Genomic DNA, 19,800 nt, shown 5'->3' with positions numbered 1-19,800 from the left:
TTTAAAATATTAATTCAATTTTTTATTCAGAAAACTGAAATTATTTTTTAAAACTATTTCACAAAAGCAAAAATTCTAATACCCTAACCCGTGACCAAACCCATACAATACTTCCCCGGATGAATGAAAAATAGTAACCGGGAGCCGGCCGACAGGATTATTTTTACCAAAAATGGTTTTGACTGTAGCTTCAAAGCTGACATTGGTAAATCCGTACTGGGTAAGATACGCATCCACCTTTGGATAGGCGATAATGTCATATGGATTTCGAATGGCTACTGCGATGACGGGGACATCCGTTTGTGCGGTCAGCTGCATATGCCTGCTGCTTGAAGCACTTCCGGAAACGGTTGTTGTATAGGTTCCTAAAATGATAGACTTGGCATCCTTCACTTGGGATAATTGCTGTGTTGATAACGGCTTGGATGTATCGATAAAAGTTACGTTATCATGATGCTTTTGTACTTGAGCAAAGAGGCGGTCCGCATAATAGCCGCTAGATCCTACGACAACAATTTTATCTCCCTCTGTTACATTCAGCGGAAGTACGGCATTATCTTTAACAAGAGTAATAGATTTAGCCGCAGCTTCTTTTTCAATTTCCTTATGGTCTACGGAGCCAACCACGTTTAGAGCATTGGCCACTTTGTTATCGATGCTATTTTCAGTTTCAGGCTTGATGATTCCTCTATTTAACTTCAGCGCTAAAATGCGTTCATTTGATTTTTCAATTCGCTCAACCGGAATCACTCCACTTTTGACGGCATCATAAAGGCCATTCGCTACTTCTTTGATACCAACAGGCATCAATACAATATCCGCCCCGGCATTGACAGCCCGAATGGAGGCATCAACCGGCCCAAAATGGTCGCTGATTGCCTGCATATTCATCGCGTCGGTAATAATAACTCCTTTAAAGCCCATATCCTTCCGCATCAAACCGGTTAAAACCTTATCGGAAAGCGTTGCGGGAAGCGATATTTCTGTTCCATCCTTTTTAGAAATGGTCTTGCGGTCATCGATTTTCGTAAACGTAACATGTGCGGTCATGATTGCATCAATACCTGCGTCCATCGCCTGCCGGAAAGGATATAGTTCCACTTTTTTCAAACGGTCCAGGTCATATGGCACTTCCGGCAGTCCTAAATGGGAATCGACCGCTGTATCACCGTGTCCCGGAAAATGCTTACCGGTTGCAGCCGTTCCGCTTTCCTGAAGTCCTTTACTATAGGCTATGCCCAATTTTGCGACAAGCCTAGGGTCCCCGCCAAACGAGCGAACGCCGATGACAGGATTATCCGGGTTAATATTGACATCCAGGTCCGGTGCTAGATTCATATTGATTCCAAGGGCTCTAAGCTCTTCACCGATTGCTTTTCCGACCTTCCCGGACAACGCTTCAGACCGTGTGGCTCCAAGCGCCATATTTCCCGGCATATCTGTGCCTGATTGAAGACGTGTAATGACTCCGCCTTCCTGGTCAATCGCCATCAGAAGTCCATATTTATCCGCTGCTTGATGGTAGGAATGTACGAGTTTGGCTGTTTGTTCTGTTGTCACAACGTTTTCCCGGAATAAAATAACACCGCCAAGATGATAATCCTTTACAAGCTGTTCAATTTCAGGCTGCATTTCCGTTAGGTTTTGCCCGTTCCATGTTCGGAAGTCTACCATGAGCATTTGACCAACTTTTTCTTCAAGTGACATATGCTTTAGCGCGTTGCCAATTAAGTCATAACATTCACCTTCTTCTTTTTGAAGAAACACTTTGTCCCCTTGATTTCCTTTATATTGGAGGGAAATCCGATCATTGTAGCAGCCGTCGTTAACGGAGATTAAGGTTTTTCCGTTATGCCCTGTAACCGTAACTTCTCCAGCTTGGTTAACAGAGGCAACAGTTTGATTGGATGACTCCCATGAAATATTATTGGAAGCCAGCATAAAATGCCCATCATCATAGACATGAAGGGCATGTAAGTCTATTTTGTTATCCTTCACCTCCCTTGTAACTTGGGGAACATTTAAATCAATTACTAAATCTTTAACACCCCGGGAAAATTCACTCATTATTTCTCCTCCAAAAAGATTAGTAGTCTCTAATTTATGTTTCAAAAAAAAGAATTAGGCACAATCGCTAAAATTAGCTTTGTGCCTTCTTTGGCCAAATGAAACGAAAACAAGCCGTATCTTCCCAAGGTTAAAATCGAATAATCGCCCAACCAATGTCCACACCACATAGACAAATTAGCAATTTGTCCACGAACGGTGTCAGGCACTGTCTATTAATCTATTAAAGAAGTATGATATAAATAACAATATAATCCAAATATCAATAAAGGAGTCCTTGTATGAAAAAGCTGTTAATGTATTTTGTTATGATGTTTGTTTTGCTGGGGATTATGCCTAGTCCAAAACAGGCTGCTGAACCTGTGCCAAATACTGTAGAACCGCAAGTAAATGTAAAACTGGTAAATTATTTAGGAAACCAAACAAGTATCACTTTAAAAATAACAGGAAGTTACTATTTAAACGGAACCTCGAATCTATTAATTAGTAACAAAACCTATACCCTAAAGGTAGAGAACCAAAAGCTAGGTTTATATGATGGCAATACAAAACTCGTTTCAGGCTCGGTCAATGTATCAATTACACCTGTTAATAAAAATAATCGGGTGATGATTAATAACCGCGATTATCAAGGCAGCTTTAATTTTACCGTAGAAAAAAATCTTTATGTTCGTCCTGTTAACACGATCAATATGGAAGATTACCTGAAATCGGTGGTGCCATCTGAAATGTATGCCTCCTGGTCGAAGGAAGCTCTAAAAACTCAGGCAGTAGCTGCCCGTACCGTTGCCTACTTTCGTTTAAATAAATCACTCGATGACACAACCTTCAACCAAGCCTACGGCGGGGCTGGCAGTTTATACGCTAATTCAAATGCTGCTGTTGATGAAACTGCAGGCGAGATCATTACGTATAATGGTACGGCAATTGATGCAATGTTTTCCGCTTCAAATGGCGGTATGACGGAAAATAATTTTAATGAGACTGGAAAAACGCTGCTGCCATATTATCCAATACAAAAGGATGACTACGATACCCAATACAAATGGAGTACTGCTATCCATAAACAGCAGATCAATACAACGGAATTAGACCTTAGTCATCCTAATACTTGGTGGAACAAAACTACTGAGGTTGATCAAACGCTTTCCAATAATCTCAAAGCATGGCTTGCTAAAAATGGATACAGTAATAAGGAAATCAAAATTATTTCGATTCCAAAACTAGCATTCTATGAGCCTACGGACAGCGGCCGCGTAAGCAGAGGCGATATATCCTTCACATTTCTTGTAAAGGATCAGGTTGACTCGACTGGAAAGCTTGTCCTTAACACAATGGATATCACCCATTTAAATGCCGACACGGTTCGCTCTTTCATCGGCTTTACACAAATGAGGAGTAATTTAATTTCAAATTCCGCAGAAACAACTGATGTGTATACCATCTCAGGAACCGGTTACGGCCATGGCGTCGGCATGAGCCAATACGGGGCGCAGAATCGGGCACTTGCAGGAATTGCATACAAGGACATTTTATCCTTTTACTACCCCGGTACCGTTGTTTCCAAGATTTATCAACCACTTGAAAAAAACAATCTTAAAACCGGCTGGATCAAGCAAGGTGTTAATTCTTATTACCTTGATAGCACGGGTAAAGCAACAGTAGGCTGGCTAAATGTTGGCGGTAAGAAGTATTATTTTGATAATAACGGTGTCATGAAAACGGGTTGGATCAAATTAGGCACAATATGGTATTATCTGGATTCAACCGGAGTCATGAAGACAGGTTGGGTAAAATCAGGGACAACCCGGTATTATCTCGATAGTACGGGTGCTATGAAAACAGGTTGGCTTAAATTAGGAGCAAGTTGGTATTATTTCGATGCTAGCGGAGCCATGAAAACAGGATGGATAAAATCAGGGGTAACTTGGTATTATCTCGATGCCGGCGGCGTCATGAAAACGGGTTGGCTTAAATTAGGCACAAGCTGGTATTATCTTGATGCCAATGGTGCCATGAAAACAGGATGGGTAAAAGTAGGAACGGCAACCTATTACTTTTATTCCAGCGGAATTATGGCATACAACACAACCATTCAAGGACACAGACTTGGAGCAAGCGGGGCAAGGATTAATTAATCCCAAGTTTCTATCATAAATTCATATCAAAAAAATGAAAAAGGCCCTTTGCCAAAAGTGTCCATTATACAAGAACAAATACAAGTGTTTGTCCACGAACGGTGCCTGTCACTATGAAAGGTGTGAAATAAAAATTGACAAAAAGATTAGGATGTCTACACGCACATCATTCCAATATCGGATATATAGAAGCTGCCCTTTCACTATACGATTTAGAATTAATCCATTTCGTTGATCCGGGATTGATGTATCGTGTTTCAAATGATGATCGTTCCCGGAAGGATGCTGCGAAGAATAAGGTGAAAGAGCAACTGGAATGGATTGCCCAATGTAATGTTGATGCAATTCTTATTACCTGCACAAACTATATAGCACTTTTACAGGAAGAGAAACTCTCCCTCTCAATGCCAATTATTAAAATTGATGAACCTTACTTTGATTACCTCTGCAATCTAAAGCAATCCCAGACTATAGTATTTACAAACCCTGCAACGGTTCAAGGTACAATGGAACGACTTCATCAATTTGCGAACCGGCACCAAAAATCTTTAGATATCGAGGTTGCCATCATTAATAATGCTTTTGAATTAATCATGCAAGATCGTAAAGAGGAATACATTCAAGAAGTCTCCGGATTTTTAAATCAAATGATTACAAATGAAAAGAGAGTTATTTCTGTTGCCCAATTATCTATGGTGGATGCAGCACGAAAAGTTGAAGCTGAAACCTCTAAGACTATTATTAATCCATTAAATACATTAGTAGATGCTATCGTTAATAAATTAGAATTACCCTAACGATGTCCACACGATACGGACAAAACGTTTATTTTGTCTACGGACGGTGTCAGGCACCGTAGAAAACTTTTTAATAGTGTAACTTGTCCAATCAAATATAGAAATACGGTAATAAATTATATTTACTAGTTATTTTTATTTTTGAGAGGGGTTGTTATGTTAGCTAAAAAGATATTATCGACAGCTTTTAGGTTCATAGGCATTCCGTATATTTTCAATGCTCAGCCTTATCAATCAAAAAATTTTGATTGCAGTTCTTTTATTCAATATATCTTTCATGTAAATGGCATTTTTCTGCCTAGGAATTCGCGGCAGCAATTCCTTGTAGGAGAAGAAATACCTTTTCACCAAATACAAAAAGGGGACCTGCTATTCTTTACAACCAGTAATAGGAGAAATAAAAAGGGGCTCAGTAAAATTGGGCATGTTGCACTTTATATAGGGAATAACCAAATAATTCATACCTTCCGAGACGGCAAGAAGGTAACAGTTTCAGAATTAAGCCCTTATTGGAATACAGTACTGATCGGAGCAAAAAGAGTGTTCTAGTTCATCTTTTCAGCCAATTTCCGCTGCACTTCCTACCATTCGTATTATAATGAAGAAAAACCGTCGGAATAGCTCCGGCGGTTTTCCTGTGTATGTCATATATTAAAAAACGAATTCCCGCTTTAATAACGGCTGGGATATCGTCGGCAGAATAACTTCGATTGTGGTTCCTTCATTCTCTTTACTGTGGATCGTTAACTCACCGTAATGGCTTTCGATAATTTTATAGCAGGTCATGAGGCCAAGTCCGGTCCCCTTTTCCTTTGTTGTATAAAATGGTTCTCCCAGTGTGGGAATTCTTTCTTTCGGAATTCCGATCCCTTGATCACTGATCCGGATAATAATTTTACCCTCTTCTTTTGTCTTCACCTTAATATCAATATTTCCGCCCTCAGGCATGGCTTCAATTGCATTTTTAAGAAGGTTTAGAAAAACTTGCTTTAACTGATTTTCCTCACAGCTGACCATGGGCAAATCGCTGTCAAACTCATGGGAAATTTGAACATTATACAAAATAGATTGGGTATTAATTAAGGTGATTACATCTTTTATTAAAGATCTTACATCCTTTTCTGCAAAAACAGCTGCAGTCGGTTTGGCAAGTACAAGGAATTCACCCACAATCGCATTGATCCGATCAAGCTCAGCTAACACAATATCTACGTATTCTTCCTTCGGAGTACCCGACTTGAATAGCTGAATAAATCCTTTTATAGCAGTGAGGGGATTACGGATTTCATGAGCGATGCCCGCCGCCATTTGGCCCAATAGTGCCAGTTTTTCAGACTTTTGCAGCATCCGTTCTGTTTGTTCCTTTCTCTCAGAAATATCCTTTCCAATAGAAAGCACAGCCTCTTTTCCGCCAAAAACAATAAATAAAGAAGTTACTTCAAAGAAAAACGTCGATCCATCGATACGTTTTGCTTTGTATTCAATCGTGCAGACAGGTGATTTCTCTTTTTTTATCTGCTTGAAACGTTCCAGCAAACGGTTTTCATACTCAGGAACAATAAAATCAAAAATAGATTTTCCGATGATTTCCTCTTTAGTGGCAGCGCCAGCCATCGAAACAACAGCATTATTTACATAAAGAAACTTATGATTATGACAAACATAAACCGGATCAGGTAATGAATCTATTAATTTCTTATAGCTATCCTCACTGGCACGTGCTTTTTTTTCATAATATCTTGCCTTATCATATTGCCATCCACCCAGCCACGCAATAATGGCGAAAATAACAAAATCGATCGTAAAAAAAGGCCTATGATCCATAAGATGTTGATAGGCGGTAAATAAGATCGACATGAACACTAGTATAATCTGCCCCGATTTATTCATAACATTGTCCTCATAAATTAGTATATTATGCTTATATCATAGCATATATCAATAGAATATATTGACAAATTTATGAATTAAACATTTCTGCTTCTCTCTCCCCTTTCTGAAAAAAATGATAGAAATTGAAACTTATAATGTGTGGGTCTATCGCTGGAGAAAACGATTACATGATTTAAAAAACAATTTCATCATTGGCAGAGTAACAATAGTTGCCTCAAGTGATACCACAATATCCTTAAGTGTTTTTATCATTTTTACTTAAAATCACTTATAATCAATTGCAAATGCACAAAAATGAGTTATAATTACTTATAAATACTTAAAAGGTTGGTGTAATTCCTTGTATCAAGAGGAAAGGTTGTTAGCTATTTTGGAATTCCTTGAAAAAAATAACAGGATTTCTGTTGAACAAATTTGTTCACTCTTTGATGTTTCAAGAGATACAGCAAGAAGGGATCTTGTCAGACTCGAAGAAGAAAAATCGATTGTGCGTACACGTGGAGGAGCCATCCTTCCATCCGTTCACCATGAAGTAAAAAACTATTCTCATCGCCTGAAAACTGTTTCTGAAGAAAAAAAGATTATTGGAAAAAAAGCTGCCTCATTAATCTATCCCGGTGACAGAGTGATATTGGATGCCTCCACAACCGTTCAATCCTGTGCCGAACAAATTGAAAACATGGATTGTACTATTATTACTAATTCCATTAATCTCGCTGAAGTATTATCTTCCAAATCGGAAGTGAATATTCAGCTCTTAGGCGGTACTCTGCAAAAAGAGCATCGATTTCTGTATGGTTCAACTGTAGTTGAAAAACTCTCAGAATACCATGTCGATAAAGCTTTTATCGGGGTGGTCGGCATATCTGAACGGGGAATAACCATTGCCCATGAGGAAGATGGCGTGGTAAAACGAAAAATGATCCGGCAGGCAAAACAGGTAATTTTATTGGCAGACCATACAAAGCTGGGGAACACTGATTTTTTTCGTTTTGCTGATCTAAAAGATATTGATCTGTTAATTACTGATAAAACACCCCCAAAAGCGTTCATGGAATTGTTACGAAAAAGCAATGTGGAACTGTTAACAGCAGAGCAAGAAAACGAGGGAGAGGATTAAGATGGTAAAACTAATTGCTGTGGATTTGGATGGCACATTACTTAACGAAGAAAACCAAATAAGCAAAAGGAATTTGGAAGCCATTCAATTCGCCCAATCCAATGGTGTTGAAGTAGTGGTGGCAACAGGCCGTGCCCATTTTGATGTTCAAGCCATTTTTAAAAATACCGGTATTAAAACCTGGATTATCGGTGCGAATGGAGCGACAATCCACCAGCCAAGTGGCGAGCTGTTTCACTCCGTACCAATCAATCGGCCGGATGCCCTAAACATTCTAAGCTGGCTTGAAAAAGAAGACTACTATTACGAGGTGTTCAGCAATCATTCTATTTTGACTCCGCAGGACGGTAGGGAGCTTTTAGCAATCGAAATGGACAGAGTGAAAAGTGCGAACCCCGAAGTGAGCATCGATCAACTGAAATACGCTGCTGAAAAGCAATTCAGTCAAACCGGTTTTTCCTTTATTAAGTCTTACAAAGACCTTATAGAGACGGATGTAGATTTTTATAATATCCTTGCTTTTTCGTTTGATGAAGAGAAGCTGAGGAAAGGCTGGGCAAATTTTGAGGATATGAAGGATGTAACGCTTGTTACATCTGCAAAACATAATTTTGAATTAGAACACAAAAAGGCTTCAAAAGGTATTGCCTTAGAAATTCTCGCCAACCAGTTAAAGATCAACTTAGCCGATACAGCTGCAGTTGGCGACAGCTTCAATGATTTATCAATGCTAAGAATAGCGGGAAGAAGTGCAGCAATGGGAAATGCCCATAAGGAAATTAAAGATTGCTGTCATGAAGTAACCCTTACGAATATCGAAGACGGCGTTGCACATTTCATTTATTCCCTAACACATGATCCCCGTCAACTTGCTTTATGATGTTTTTAACCCACGGTACTTAAACTCGGATTGGCGTAACGCAATTGCGGCGTGACAATCCGAGTTTGAGCTATAAATTAGGAGACATATAAAAAATATTTGCTTCTTTGAGTGTTCAGTTGAGGACACTCATTTTTTTGTCATCATAAATACACTTGCTGCATGGCTGAAGATTCATTTCCTGTAAAAACCAATGCTCAATTGCTTTAAATCTATGCTATTACCCCTGATTCTATGATATTCTGTAGAATAGATTCGGAGGGGATTTATGAAGGAATATATTTATGTGCATAATGAAAAAAAACTGCACTTGAAATTCGGTATTTTAAAAAAAGACATTGTATTTACGATATCACTTGTGTTAGCAATTATAAGCTGTTTCATTCATGCCCCAAAGCTGGAGTATATTAATTTTAAGGTATTAGTCAGTTTATTTAATCTCATGCTCGCTGTAAAGGCCCTGGAAGATCTGAAACTATTGGATAAATTAGCGATTGCTATAGTGAATAAATGCAAGAATAGCAAAAGTGTTTCTGCAATCCTGATAGTATTATGCTTTTTTAGTTCCATGCTAGTAACGAATGATGTAGCCTTACTAACCTTTGTACCCTTAACCCTTATTATTAGTAAAATAACAAAAATTAGCATGTTGGATACCATTGTCCTTCAAACCATTGCTGCGAATATTGGAAGCAGTTTAACTCCGATGGGGAATCCACAAAACTTATTCATATTTTCATATTATGGACTTAAACCGATGCAATTTTTTACAACCGTCTTTTTATTAGCGGTTCTGGGAATGATTTCGTTATTTTTCCTTAATCATAGATTGAAAAGTAAAGCGCTGGAAATGGATCTTCCCGTTATTCCTACTGTAAATAGAAAAAAAACAATGGTCTGGGGAATGGTATTTTGTATCATAACTGCATCAATACTCGGGTTTTTTAGTTACAAACTTGCTTTCATCATCACACTGGCAGCAGCCGGCATTCTAGATATAAAATTATTGAAAAAGATAGATTATCTATTACTTATTACATTTATCTGTTTCTTTATCTTCATCGGAAATATATCGGATATTGCGGCAATACACACATATGCAAGTGAAAATCTGAAAAGTCCTGTCTCCATCTATTTCAGTTCTATTTTTTTAAGCCAACTTATAAGTAATGTACCAGCTGCAATCTTTTTAGCAAAATTCTGCATGAATTGGCAGCCTTTATTAGTAGGAGTTAATTTAGGCGGGCTTGGTACACTTATTGCTTCTCTGGCCAGCGTCATCTCATATAAGCTGTTCAGTAAGAAGAATCCAAGAGAAGGTAAAATGTACCTATTAAAGTTCAGCCTATATAACTTTTCAATCTTGGCATTTTTAACCTTCGTTTATTACTTTATAGCGAAAATCCTAAAGTTCTTTTAATGGAATTAGCAACAAAGCGCCCAAACTGTACTTCACACAAGGACAGTTTGGACACTTTGTCCACCGATGGTGCCTGTCACCGTGGAATTCGTATCACAAACGTACTCCCTTTCCCCACTTCACTGACCAGTTGAATGCTCCCGCCGTGGGTGCCGACGATCCATTTGGCGATGGAGAGTCCCAGTCCGTGGCCGCCCATTTGCCGCGAACGCGATTTGTCCGCTCTGTAGAAGCGTTCGAAAATATGGACTTGATCCTCTTGTTTGATTCCGATACCCGTGTCCTGTACTTTAATGCCTAGCTGACGCGCTTCATCTGAAAGGGATAGCCGGACTTCCCCTCCGTTTGGTGTGTATTTAATCGCATTGTCTAATAAAATATATAATAGCTGGGATAATCTTTGCGGATCTCCCGTTGCCATCAAAGTGGCCGGTGCATCCAGGTTCAATGAAATTTGCTTGGAAGCTGCCAGCGGACTTACGGACTCCAGCGCTTTATCCGCATGCGGGCGGAAGTTGAACGTTTCCATTTTCGTATCAATTGTATTCGAATCGGAACGGGCCAGTGTCAAGAGGTCGCTAACCAAATTAGTCATTCGCTTCACTTCCTGCCTCATATTCGAAAGCAGCTTTCCGACAAAGTTCTCTTGACCCTCCTCCTCCTTCGCAGGTTCAATCGTCATTTCCATCGCATCAATGGAAGACAACAACACACTTAATGGTGTTCGTAATTCATGTGAAGCGTCAGCGACAAATTCACGCTGTCTGGAAAAAGCTCCACGAATCGGAATCATCGCTCTTTTAGACATGACCACACTCATAAACGTAGCAACACCGAAAAAGACAATGCCTAACGCTACAAGAATCATGAGGAGCCAATGGAATAGCTGATAAACGAATGAGATATCTTTGCCAATATACAGCTGCCCAATGAATTGGCCTTTATAGTAAATGGAATGGCTTGCGATCATAAGGCGGATATCATGTGCATCCTCATGAGGATGGAATTCCCCCTTGTTTCCCCTACCTTTAGGATTTCCCTCCACATGGATCGTTTCCTTCCGAATTTCATTCTCTTTTTGGAAGCTTCTCTTCACCAGGCTCAGTAAATCCGGCCGCAAGTGACGGTCCGCTTCGTTGCCCATAACCATATCGCCATCAGAATTGACCACATAATAAAAGTATTGATTAACCCCTGCAAACACGACCTCTTGATTTTGAATTCCGTGCAAGTCACTTTGGTCATTTTTCATTAAATAATTCTCAATAAAGCTTGCTTCCTGATTCACCAATGAATCCAGTTCATGTTCCTGATTTTTTAGGATAATGACATAGAGGACGGAATAGACAATCACAATAAAAAGGATAAGAAAAAGCATCAACAGTCCGCTATATATCCGGGTCAGCCGCCCTTGGGTGCTTTTAAAAACATCCTGATCACTGCGGTTGGATAATTCACGAAAGAATGAAAGAAGCTTAGTGCTCAACCTTGTAGCCCACCCCTCTGATACTTTGAAGCAAATCTTGTTTTCCCACGATCTCTAACTTCTTTCGAATTAATTTGACAGTTGCATCAATGGTTTTTAACGCTACCTCCGAATCAAAGCCCCAGATTCGCTCGAGAATAACCTCACGCGGCAGCACCTGTCCCTTATTTTGCACCAATAAATCTAAAAGCTGAAATTCACGGGGACTTAACCGGACTTCAGCCCTTCCTAAACGAACCTCGTGGCTCATCCGATTCAGAACCAATCCATCAATCTCAATTACCTCTTCTAAAATCGGTGCATAATTTCGGCGGGAAAGAGCGCGAAGCCGCGCCAAAAGCTCGCCAATTTCAAACGGTTTGACGAGATAATCATCCGCTCCGGCATCCAATCCTTCAATCCGGTCCTGTACGGTATCTTTAGCGGTTAACATTAGAATCGCACCCTTATGCCCTTCCTTCCGCAACCGGCGGCAAACCTCGACACCCGTCCCATTTGGCATCATCCAGTCCAGGATTAATACATCATAGTGTGAGGCAGTGGCATAAAAGTATGCATCTTCCCCATCCATCACCCATTCGACCTTGTAATTCCCCTTCTTTTTTAACATATAAACAATTAATTCACCAAGCTGTGAATCGTCTTCAGCCAATAAAATATTCATGTGATAAATACTCCTTTAATAATTCGAGATTTTTCTCCGACTACTCGAATCTTACCGGAGTTAACTTAAGATATTTTTAAAAATAAAATAGCCGGCAAAGAGAGACTGACTCAGTAAGACCATCCCCCAAACCGCTGCAGGAATTACTCCCCCCTGAGCAAGAACGGTACCCTTAGCCGTATCAGGATTTTTCCGCCGCAGCAAGCTTTTCCTGAACAATTGGAAAGCAGTCAAAACCGATTGTGTCAGAGTGACGGATGCCAGAAAAATACCAATATGCATCATCGCTACTTCAAATCTGAAGTAAATCGGTAAAGCCAGTATAGAAACAAAGGAAAGTGCCCAGATAAAGCCAAAGAAGCTGCGAATCCATAGAAATAAAGAAATAACAAGCAGAGCGATAAAGAAATAAATAATGATAGGATATTGACCTCTGGAAACCAGATAAAATAACCCAATGGCGATAAACGACGTCGCGGTATACCCCACATAGGCAATAAGAGCTTTTTTGAAGTAGGAGTGTGTATTGTTCGTTGCCTGCCATGAGCCATCATTATGCAATTTTAATTTATGCCTTATGCTTCCTTTTAAAAATAAAAAACAGATTACCTCATATAACAATGTGTAACAAAGGGAGATATAAACTCTTAAAAAAGGAATCCTGCCTACGACCAGGGCTACTGCGACATAAATAAGGATGAGCATAGTACTATTCACGTTCAAGCTCCTTTCTTTTTGGTATCATTAGGCCCGCAATTGTGAACATTGCGGGATTATTTGTGAACCCGGCGGAATCATCGGAAAAGTTGGCGGAATTCCTCCGAAAACACGCGGAATAAATGCAGAAAACGGCGAAATTCCTCTGAAAACACGCGGAATGAAAAAAATCATCCCCGCTATAAAAGAAAAGGAAGCACCTAACCAATCTCTCGGGGGTGCTTCCTTTCCTGCCTGGGGGTCTATTTTGCCTGCAACTTCCTAGATTACGTTTTCCTTCTCATTTTTTAATTTTTCAATTTCCTTTTCTAATTCTTCATCGTTCACGAAATCCCTGTGCTCAAGTGTTGGATTGGAAAACTGATTGCCGGCCTGCACCTGTGCCTCCATCAATAAAATCCGCTCCTCTGCTCGGGCTACACCTCGCGCAATGGTGTCCGTTTGAAAACTGAAAGTTGCTTTCTGAATCTGTTTTATAGACTGGGCCACGTTTGCCCGTGAAGCTAAAAGGATTTTCTTATGCTGCAACTCGTTATACGTTTCCTTCAGCTGATTCAATTTTTCAATCAGAATCTGAGTTTGTCCCTTTATAGCTTCAAGCTGTTCCTTGTAAAGGGTTAGCTGCTTTTGTTGGACGAGTTTTTCCTGAACCGCCAATTTCGCGATATCCTCCTCGCCCCTTTCAATAGCCAGTTTTGCCTGACGAACTCTCTTTGCGACGAGTCCTTCTGTTTCCAAAATGAGCGCAGCTTGTTTTTTCTCGACAAAAATCTGGCTGGCCAAGGCTTTCTGACCTTTTGTAATCTCCTGCTCCATTTCTCTCGAATACTCATTCAACATCGCTATCGGATCCTCGATACCGTCCAGCACCCCATTAATTTCAGCCATCGTTATTGTTTTAATTCGTTTAAAAATACCCATTTTAGTCAATCTCCTTTTTATTCGTTGAATTTTTTTTCCCACTGATCTAAAATACTTGCATTATGGTTAATGACAGGTGTATGTGAACTCATTAAAGGTGTTTCAATAAACTGATGCATCGAAGAAGCCTTTGCTTTCTTTCTAAGCCATCTCATTAAAAGAACTACAACCGTTAGTCCGATAATGAGGAAGAGTAGAAGTCCGAACCAATGGAAGTCTCCTCCATGATGCGGGCCGTTCATAAATTGGTGTTGTCCGGAACCGCCTCGACCGCCCCATCCTTCCGAGCGAAATCCATTAGGTCCCCCGTGAAAGTTGCGATGACCTCCTAAAAGATGTCGGAAAAAATTAATCCCAACCATGATAGAAGCAATAATCGCACCCCAGAAAATACCTAACTTAACTCTAGTATTCATCTCTATCTTTCCTCCTTTCAATACTTGATGAATTGAAGTTTAATAGATAATGGTGAAAACTTGGTGAAAACTAATTATCCTAAAAAATTAAAAAAAGAATTAATCTCCAAAAGATCAATTCTTCTCTAAGCTATCCAACCTAATTAATTTGCAGGATATTCTACTATTTAATTAATTAAGATCAAACCCTCTATTTCTTTCCGATCAGAACCTTCAGTGATAATCAGCCTACTCCAACAACCCGGGTCTACCCAGCAAATATCCCTGGGTGAAATGGACACCAATATATTTGGCTGCTGCCAGCTCCACGTCCTTTTCGATGCCTTCTAAAATCAGCTTACAGTTATATTGATCGCAATATTTAATGAATAAGTCAATCATTGTTTGTTTTGGTTTCGAATGGCTTAAATCTTTTGCAAAAAATCGATCTAATTTTAAAAAGTTTGGAGCTATTTCTATTAATAGCTGGAAGGCATTATATCCTTTGCCAATATCATCTATAGCAATGAGAATATCATGCTCTTTGATCTGGGCAATTCTTTCCTTAAAGGCCTCAAAATGAGCATCTGCGATTATTTCTGATTCCGCGATTTCAAGAACAATTTTAATGTTTTCATGATGACTATGAATGCTTTTCTCCGCCATAATAGTCTTTAAAATAGATGGAAATTGGGGATGTAAGATCGAAGATGGGAAAACATTTATAAACAAATAACCATCCTTTTGAGGTCCTTCAGAAAAGTAGCTTCGGACCGCTTTTTGAAGAGAAAGTGAATCTAATTCAAAAAGCTGATTTTCTCTTTTTGCCTCCTGAAAGGCGATTTCCGGATTGGAAGTAAAATTAGTTCTAAAAAGAACCTCATATCCCATTTTATTCCAACTGTTGATCTCAAATATCGGCTGAAAAACATGGTAAAAATCTTCATTTTCAATTACCTGTCGAATGGACATAATAGGTGATGATACCTCCCAAAATAAATAGAATGCACCCGAATAAAAGGAACATCTATATCCTTATTCCTTCAGTATCTCGGCTAATTTAGCAGTTAGTTTGCCTTATCCCTTACATGAAAATACAGCTATTTAGGCACTCGAATAGATTAACATAAAAAAATAATAGGCACCACCACCTTTAGTAGCAAGAAATGCCTCTTCCACGCGGACAATTTCGTCATATTGTCCACCAACGGTGCCTGTCACCGTTTTTTCTGCTAACATAGTAATGAGGTGATTATTATGGTTTGGAAGATAAATAGTTCTGTGAAGAAGAGTATTGATCGTTTTGGGGTGACGATTGATGAGGTGATCCTTCCGAATGGGGAGGAGAAGACTTTTTCTTATTTGGATTTTGCGAAGGGTGTTTGTGTTCTGCCGATTACGGCGGACAACGAAATTGTATGTTTGAAGCAATACCGTCATTCGATTAAAAGCTGGGAATGGGAGCTGCCGGCCGGAATGATTGACAAAGCCGGCACCCCTCCAATTGAAACTGCAAAGAAAGAGCTGGAGGAAGAAACAGGATTTAAAGCCGAACAGTGGTTAGAGTTAGGAAGCTTTTATCCCTCACCGGGCTCCACAAGTGAGGAAATCTTTTTGTTTGCCGCTGCCGGATTAACGGCTACCGAACAAAAGTTGGAAAGCAGTGAACAGATTGAATTACATAAAATCAGCATGGAAGAATTGAAAACCCTGATTAAAAAAGGGGAATTCAAGCATGGCGCAGGATTGGCAGCCGTTATCCGCTATAAATTTATTACTGATTAAGAAAAGCGCAAGCGCCCCGTTTAGCGCACGACAGGACTGGAGCGCTTCGACTGAGATAAAGGAAACACGGAGCTCAAGTCGATTCGATGTTGACTTATCGTAGGGAGAAGAGCGAAGTACACTAGCCGCTGGGCGCTCCTCGAAAAAGCTACCGCTTTTTCTTCGTGCGATGCTAATGCTGCCGAAGCCTTTCTTATGGAGCTAGACAATTCTCAAAGTCAAAAATTTATACCTTCTTATACTTTAACAAAACACCCCCGTCTCAAATCCTTGCTATGAGACGGGGGTGTTTTGTTTTACCGTTTAATTAATACGCAGTTTAGTTCAAAGCGGCAAACTGTTTCCCTCTTACTTCCCCGAAAGAAGCAGCCTTACGTGTTCCATGCATCCAGCTATAACAAATAGGAATCAAAAATAAGCTAATAAAGGTTGAACTGATTAGCCCTCCAACCACGACAATCCCAAGAGTTTGGGAGATGACTGTATCTGCTTGGGAAGAAAAGGCAAGAGGCAGAACGGTTAAAATCGTGGTGAATGCTGTCGTCAAGATTGGACGTACACGTGAAAGCGTCCCCTGTAAAATGGCCTCTTCTACTTTCATGCCACCGGCAAAATTTCGCTCCATTTTATCAACGAGGACAATCCCGTTCGTCACCGTAATTCCCGTTAGCATCATGAGGCCAACAAAGGCTGCCATGTTCCATTCCTTTCCAAAGATAAACATCCCCAACACAGAACCGATAAAAGCTAATGGAATGCAAATGAAGACGGAAAGGGGTGCTTTCCAGCCCCGGAAAACGGCACTGATAATTAAGAGAACGAGCAAAATTGAAAAGAATAAAGCAATGGCCATTTCATAAATCATTTCATATACCTGCTGCGGGGCACCGGCAAAGGAATACTTCACACCCTCCGGTAACGGGATTTTACCCAAGGCCGTTTTAACCCGGTTCGTCACCATTCCAATATCACTTGAAACAATGTTCGCTGTAATCACAGCATATGGATGCCCATCCTTCTCTTGAATCATCGAAGAAGCTGATGGTGTAAGAACGGCAAGCCGATCCAATGTCACTTTTTGACCATCCTTATTCACAAAGGTCTCTCCGCCCATTAATGAGAAAATATCTTTAGAGGTACCTTTTTGCACATCGGAGTGAATAACAATTGGAAATCTATTTTGGTTAATGGAAATGAACCCTTTTGTTCCGTCTGCGGTATATTGCTGAATCCGATTTAAAACATCGGCAGGCTTAATACCGTTATGTTCAATTGCCTTCCGATTAAGCGTAATCTGATACTGGGTTGTATGATCCCCATCATCCGCCGTACCCTGCACAGCCAGTCCCGGCACCAGTTTCAGCTGATTTCGAACCGTTTGCGCCATCGATTCCAGCGTTTGACTGTCAGATCCTGTAAGATTGATCTTCAATTGTGAATCATCGCCTGCGATACTTGCATTCGAAACGGTGTAAACTGCCTTGCTTGCCAAAGAATTCAATTGCTTTTGCAATTTGGAGCTAAACGCAGCAATATCCGTACCCCGCTTAACATTTAAAGACAGATTGGCAATATTCGGTTTCTGAATCCATCCGCCTCCCGCATCAAAAACATCATCAGATTGAGGAGTAAAGGAGGAACCAAGCCCTGATGAAAATGAGTCTACTTTAGGATTTGTTTTTAGTAATGCTTCTAATCTTTGCACTTCTGCGTCCACTTCTGTTAAGGATGTAGTCTGTGGCATTTCCACTTGAATACCAATTTGACCTGTGTTATTGCCCGATGGTAAAAAATTAACCGGAAGAAAGCAGGCGCCCACAGAAGTTAGTAAAAATAACCCAAGAAAAACGATAGCTACTTTTCCCTTACGTTCAAACACCCAGGTAGAAATTTTATGGGCAACCGGTTCTAAATTATCCCCAACGGCAATCGGTTTTCCCTTCCAAAAAAGATTGTAAAGAACAGGTACGACCAAGATCGAAACAAATAGGGAAATGACCAGTGCGATCACCACAGACCAGGCAAATCCTGAAAAGGCTGAACTGACCATCCCGCCAACGAGAGCAATCGGAACAAAGACAGCAACAGTTGTTGCGGTCGATGAAACAATCGCAGGAATCATTTCGGATACAGCATTTGTTAACAAATGCATACTGTTGATTCCCTTTGCCTCATGCACTTTTCGGTTCATATTATCAAGGATCACGATCGAGTCATCGACCACTCTGCCCATCGCAACGATTAGTCCTGACACGGTAAGAATATTGAGGCTGATTCCCATCGTTTTCAATAAGCCCGTTGTCGCCAAGAGACAAATCGGCAGTGAAATGGCAATTAATAGTGTAGAACGTATTTTACGGAAAAACAGAAAAACACAAACCATCGAAAATAAGCAACCCAACAAGCCTTCTTTTATTAGACCTTTTAATGCCGTATTGACCTGCTCACCCTGATCAAAGAGAATCGAAGGCTGGATATCTTTATTTTTAAATGCCGGAATATCCTTCATGCTGCGCTTAATTCGATCGGATACATCTGTAATATTGGATGAAGGAGTTTTTAAAACATCTAAAAGAACACTAGGCTCCCCGTTCGTTCTGGAAACCGTCTGCAGATTAACAATGGAGTTGGAAATATCTGCAACAGCAGAAAGTGAAACCGTTTTTCCATTTCGACTATGGATAGGCAGCTTCAATAAATCTTGTTGATTTAAACCCCAGCCCGAAACCCGGATCGGAATCGAAATCCGGTTGTTTGTTACCTTTCCTTCTATACCGGTTGTATAATTATCTTCGAGTGACCGTTTTATATCATCTACCGTTATCCCGGATTTTTTGAGATCTTCCGTACGAATGTTGACAGCATATCCCGCAGATCCGCCTCCGGATACTCGTACATCTTTTACGCCGGGGACTGTTTTCAACTGATTGACAACATCTTCTTGAATCGCGGTTCGAAGCGTATTTTCCGAAATATTGTCAGAAGCACTAATCAGACTCATTCTCATAATGGGTAAGGAATGTGTACTAAGTCTAGTTACCAAAGGTTTTTCACTATCAGTCGGGAGTGAGATGCCCTCCAAAGCTTTCGATACCTGTTCCTCTGCCTTTTCCATATCATCATTCATCGAAAAATTGAGACTTATCAACGAACCGCCATTAAAGGAGCTCGTCTCTACATCTTGAAGACCGTCTACTACCCGTAAAGCCTGTTGTATCGGTTCTGTAATCTCCGTTTTAATTTGATCTGCTTGCAAATTTTCGGCACGAACGGTGATCATTAGAGTCGGATTATTGATTTCCGGCAGGTAATCCCGTTGAATTTGCCATGCAGACATTCCACCCCATACGAGTATAAGAACGATCAAGGTTACAATAAGAATGGCACGTTTCATCGTTTCATCTATTAATCGTTTCATGTCATTGTATTCGGACCTTGTTAAGCCCGAAATCGCTCCCCCTCTTATGAAATCTAAATGATTCCCGTAGCCCAATAGAGGCTCGGAAGATTTCCATCC

At 40.2% G+C, this 19,800-nt stretch carries 16 protein-coding genes; 7 read left to right on the top strand and 9 right to left on the bottom strand.

The window, feature by feature from the left end; genetic code table 11:
• Positions 1–75: 75 nt before the first annotated feature.
• The gene (locus tag AC3ANV_RS02800) at positions 76–2,067 is read right to left on the bottom strand and encodes a glycoside hydrolase family 3 protein (RefSeq protein WP_488312167.1); all 1,992 of its coding nucleotides are present in this window, start codon (positions 2,065–2,067) and stop codon (positions 76–78) included.
• Between the two features lie 281 nt (positions 2,068–2,348).
• On the opposite strand from AC3ANV_RS02800, the gene AC3ANV_RS02795 reads away from it, so the two are divergent.
• The 3 genes from AC3ANV_RS02795 (at position 2,349) to AC3ANV_RS02785 (ending at position 5,551) form a co-directional block, all read left to right on the top strand.
• The gene (locus tag AC3ANV_RS02795) at positions 2,349–4,205 is read left to right on the top strand and encodes a SpoIID/LytB domain-containing protein (protein WP_488312166.1); all 1,857 of its coding nucleotides are present in this window, start codon (positions 2,349–2,351) and stop codon (positions 4,203–4,205) included.
• Between the two features lie 134 nt (positions 4,206–4,339).
• Positions 4,340–5,002 carry a hypothetical protein gene (locus AC3ANV_RS02790; protein ID WP_488312165.1) on the top strand — a complete coding sequence of 221 codons (663 nt, stop codon included), beginning with the start codon at positions 4,340–4,342 and terminating at the stop codon, positions 5,000–5,002.
• A 156-nt stretch (positions 5,003–5,158) separates the two neighbouring features.
• Entirely contained in the window at positions 5,159–5,551 is a 393-nt protein-coding gene (locus AC3ANV_RS02785) for a C40 family peptidase (RefSeq protein WP_488312164.1), read from the top strand.
• 102 nt (positions 5,552–5,653) lie between these two features.
• Here the strand turns inward: AC3ANV_RS02785 and AC3ANV_RS02780 are convergent, their stop codons facing one another.
• Entirely contained in the window at positions 5,654–6,892 is a 1,239-nt protein-coding gene (locus AC3ANV_RS02780; protein ID WP_488312163.1) for an ATP-binding protein, read from the bottom strand.
• A 343-nt stretch (positions 6,893–7,235) separates the two neighbouring features.
• On the opposite strand from AC3ANV_RS02780, the gene glcR reads away from it, so the two are divergent.
• From glcR to AC3ANV_RS02765, 3 genes are all read left to right on the top strand, one after another.
• Positions 7,236–8,015, top strand: a complete 780-nt coding sequence (gene glcR / locus AC3ANV_RS02775; RefSeq protein ID WP_488312162.1) for a transcriptional regulator GlcR — start codon at positions 7,236–7,238, stop codon at positions 8,013–8,015.
• 1 nt (position 8,016) lies between these two features.
• A complete protein-coding gene (locus tag AC3ANV_RS02770; protein ID WP_488312161.1) occupies positions 8,017–8,895 on the top strand; it encodes a Cof-type HAD-IIB family hydrolase in 879 nt (292 codons plus the stop codon).
• A gap of 268 nt (positions 8,896–9,163) precedes the next feature.
• Positions 9,164–10,315, top strand: coding sequence for an SLC13 family permease (locus tag AC3ANV_RS02765; protein ID WP_488312160.1), 1,152 nt, complete (start codon positions 9,164–9,166; stop codon positions 10,313–10,315).
• Between the two features lie 76 nt (positions 10,316–10,391).
• Here AC3ANV_RS02765 and AC3ANV_RS02760 read toward each other — a convergent pair whose 3' ends face one another.
• The 6 genes from AC3ANV_RS02760 to AC3ANV_RS02735 form a co-directional block, all read right to left on the bottom strand.
• Complete coding sequence (locus AC3ANV_RS02760) at positions 10,392–11,801, bottom strand: sensor histidine kinase (protein WP_488312159.1); 1,410 nt, start codon at positions 11,799–11,801, stop codon at positions 10,392–10,394.
• The gene (locus AC3ANV_RS02755; protein WP_488312158.1) at positions 11,791–12,465 is read right to left on the bottom strand and encodes a response regulator transcription factor; all 675 of its coding nucleotides are present in this window, start codon (positions 12,463–12,465) and stop codon (positions 11,791–11,793) included. The genes AC3ANV_RS02760 and AC3ANV_RS02755 overlap by 11 nt, the downstream gene beginning before the upstream one ends.
• A 60-nt stretch (positions 12,466–12,525) precedes the next feature.
• Complete coding sequence (locus AC3ANV_RS02750; RefSeq protein ID WP_488312157.1) at positions 12,526–13,182, bottom strand: M50 family metallopeptidase; 657 nt, start codon at positions 13,180–13,182, stop codon at positions 12,526–12,528.
• A 261-nt stretch (positions 13,183–13,443) separates the two neighbouring features.
• The gene (locus tag AC3ANV_RS02745; RefSeq protein ID WP_488312156.1) at positions 13,444–14,103 is read right to left on the bottom strand and encodes a PspA/IM30 family protein; all 660 of its coding nucleotides are present in this window, start codon (positions 14,101–14,103) and stop codon (positions 13,444–13,446) included.
• A 17-nt stretch (positions 14,104–14,120) separates the two neighbouring features.
• Positions 14,121–14,519, bottom strand: coding sequence for a hypothetical protein (locus AC3ANV_RS02740; protein WP_488312155.1), 399 nt, complete (start codon positions 14,517–14,519; stop codon positions 14,121–14,123).
• A gap of 228 nt (positions 14,520–14,747) precedes the next feature.
• A complete protein-coding gene (locus AC3ANV_RS02735) occupies positions 14,748–15,470 on the bottom strand; it encodes an EAL domain-containing protein (protein WP_488312154.1) in 723 nt (240 codons plus the stop codon).
• Positions 15,471–15,755: 285 nt separating this feature from the next.
• Between AC3ANV_RS02735 and AC3ANV_RS02730 the strand changes: the two genes are divergently transcribed.
• Complete coding sequence (locus AC3ANV_RS02730; protein WP_488312153.1) at positions 15,756–16,283, top strand: NUDIX hydrolase; 528 nt, start codon at positions 15,756–15,758, stop codon at positions 16,281–16,283.
• A gap of 319 nt (positions 16,284–16,602) precedes the next feature.
• Here AC3ANV_RS02730 and AC3ANV_RS02725 read toward each other — a convergent pair whose 3' ends face one another.
• Positions 16,603–19,701, bottom strand: coding sequence for an efflux RND transporter permease subunit (locus AC3ANV_RS02725; protein ID WP_488312152.1), 3,099 nt, complete (start codon positions 19,699–19,701; stop codon positions 16,603–16,605).
• Between the last annotated feature and the right edge of the window lie 99 nt (positions 19,702–19,800).

The organism is Neobacillus sp. DFD-2R (genome assembly GCF_057747865.1).
This window is presented reverse-complemented; position numbering and strand designations above follow the sequence as displayed.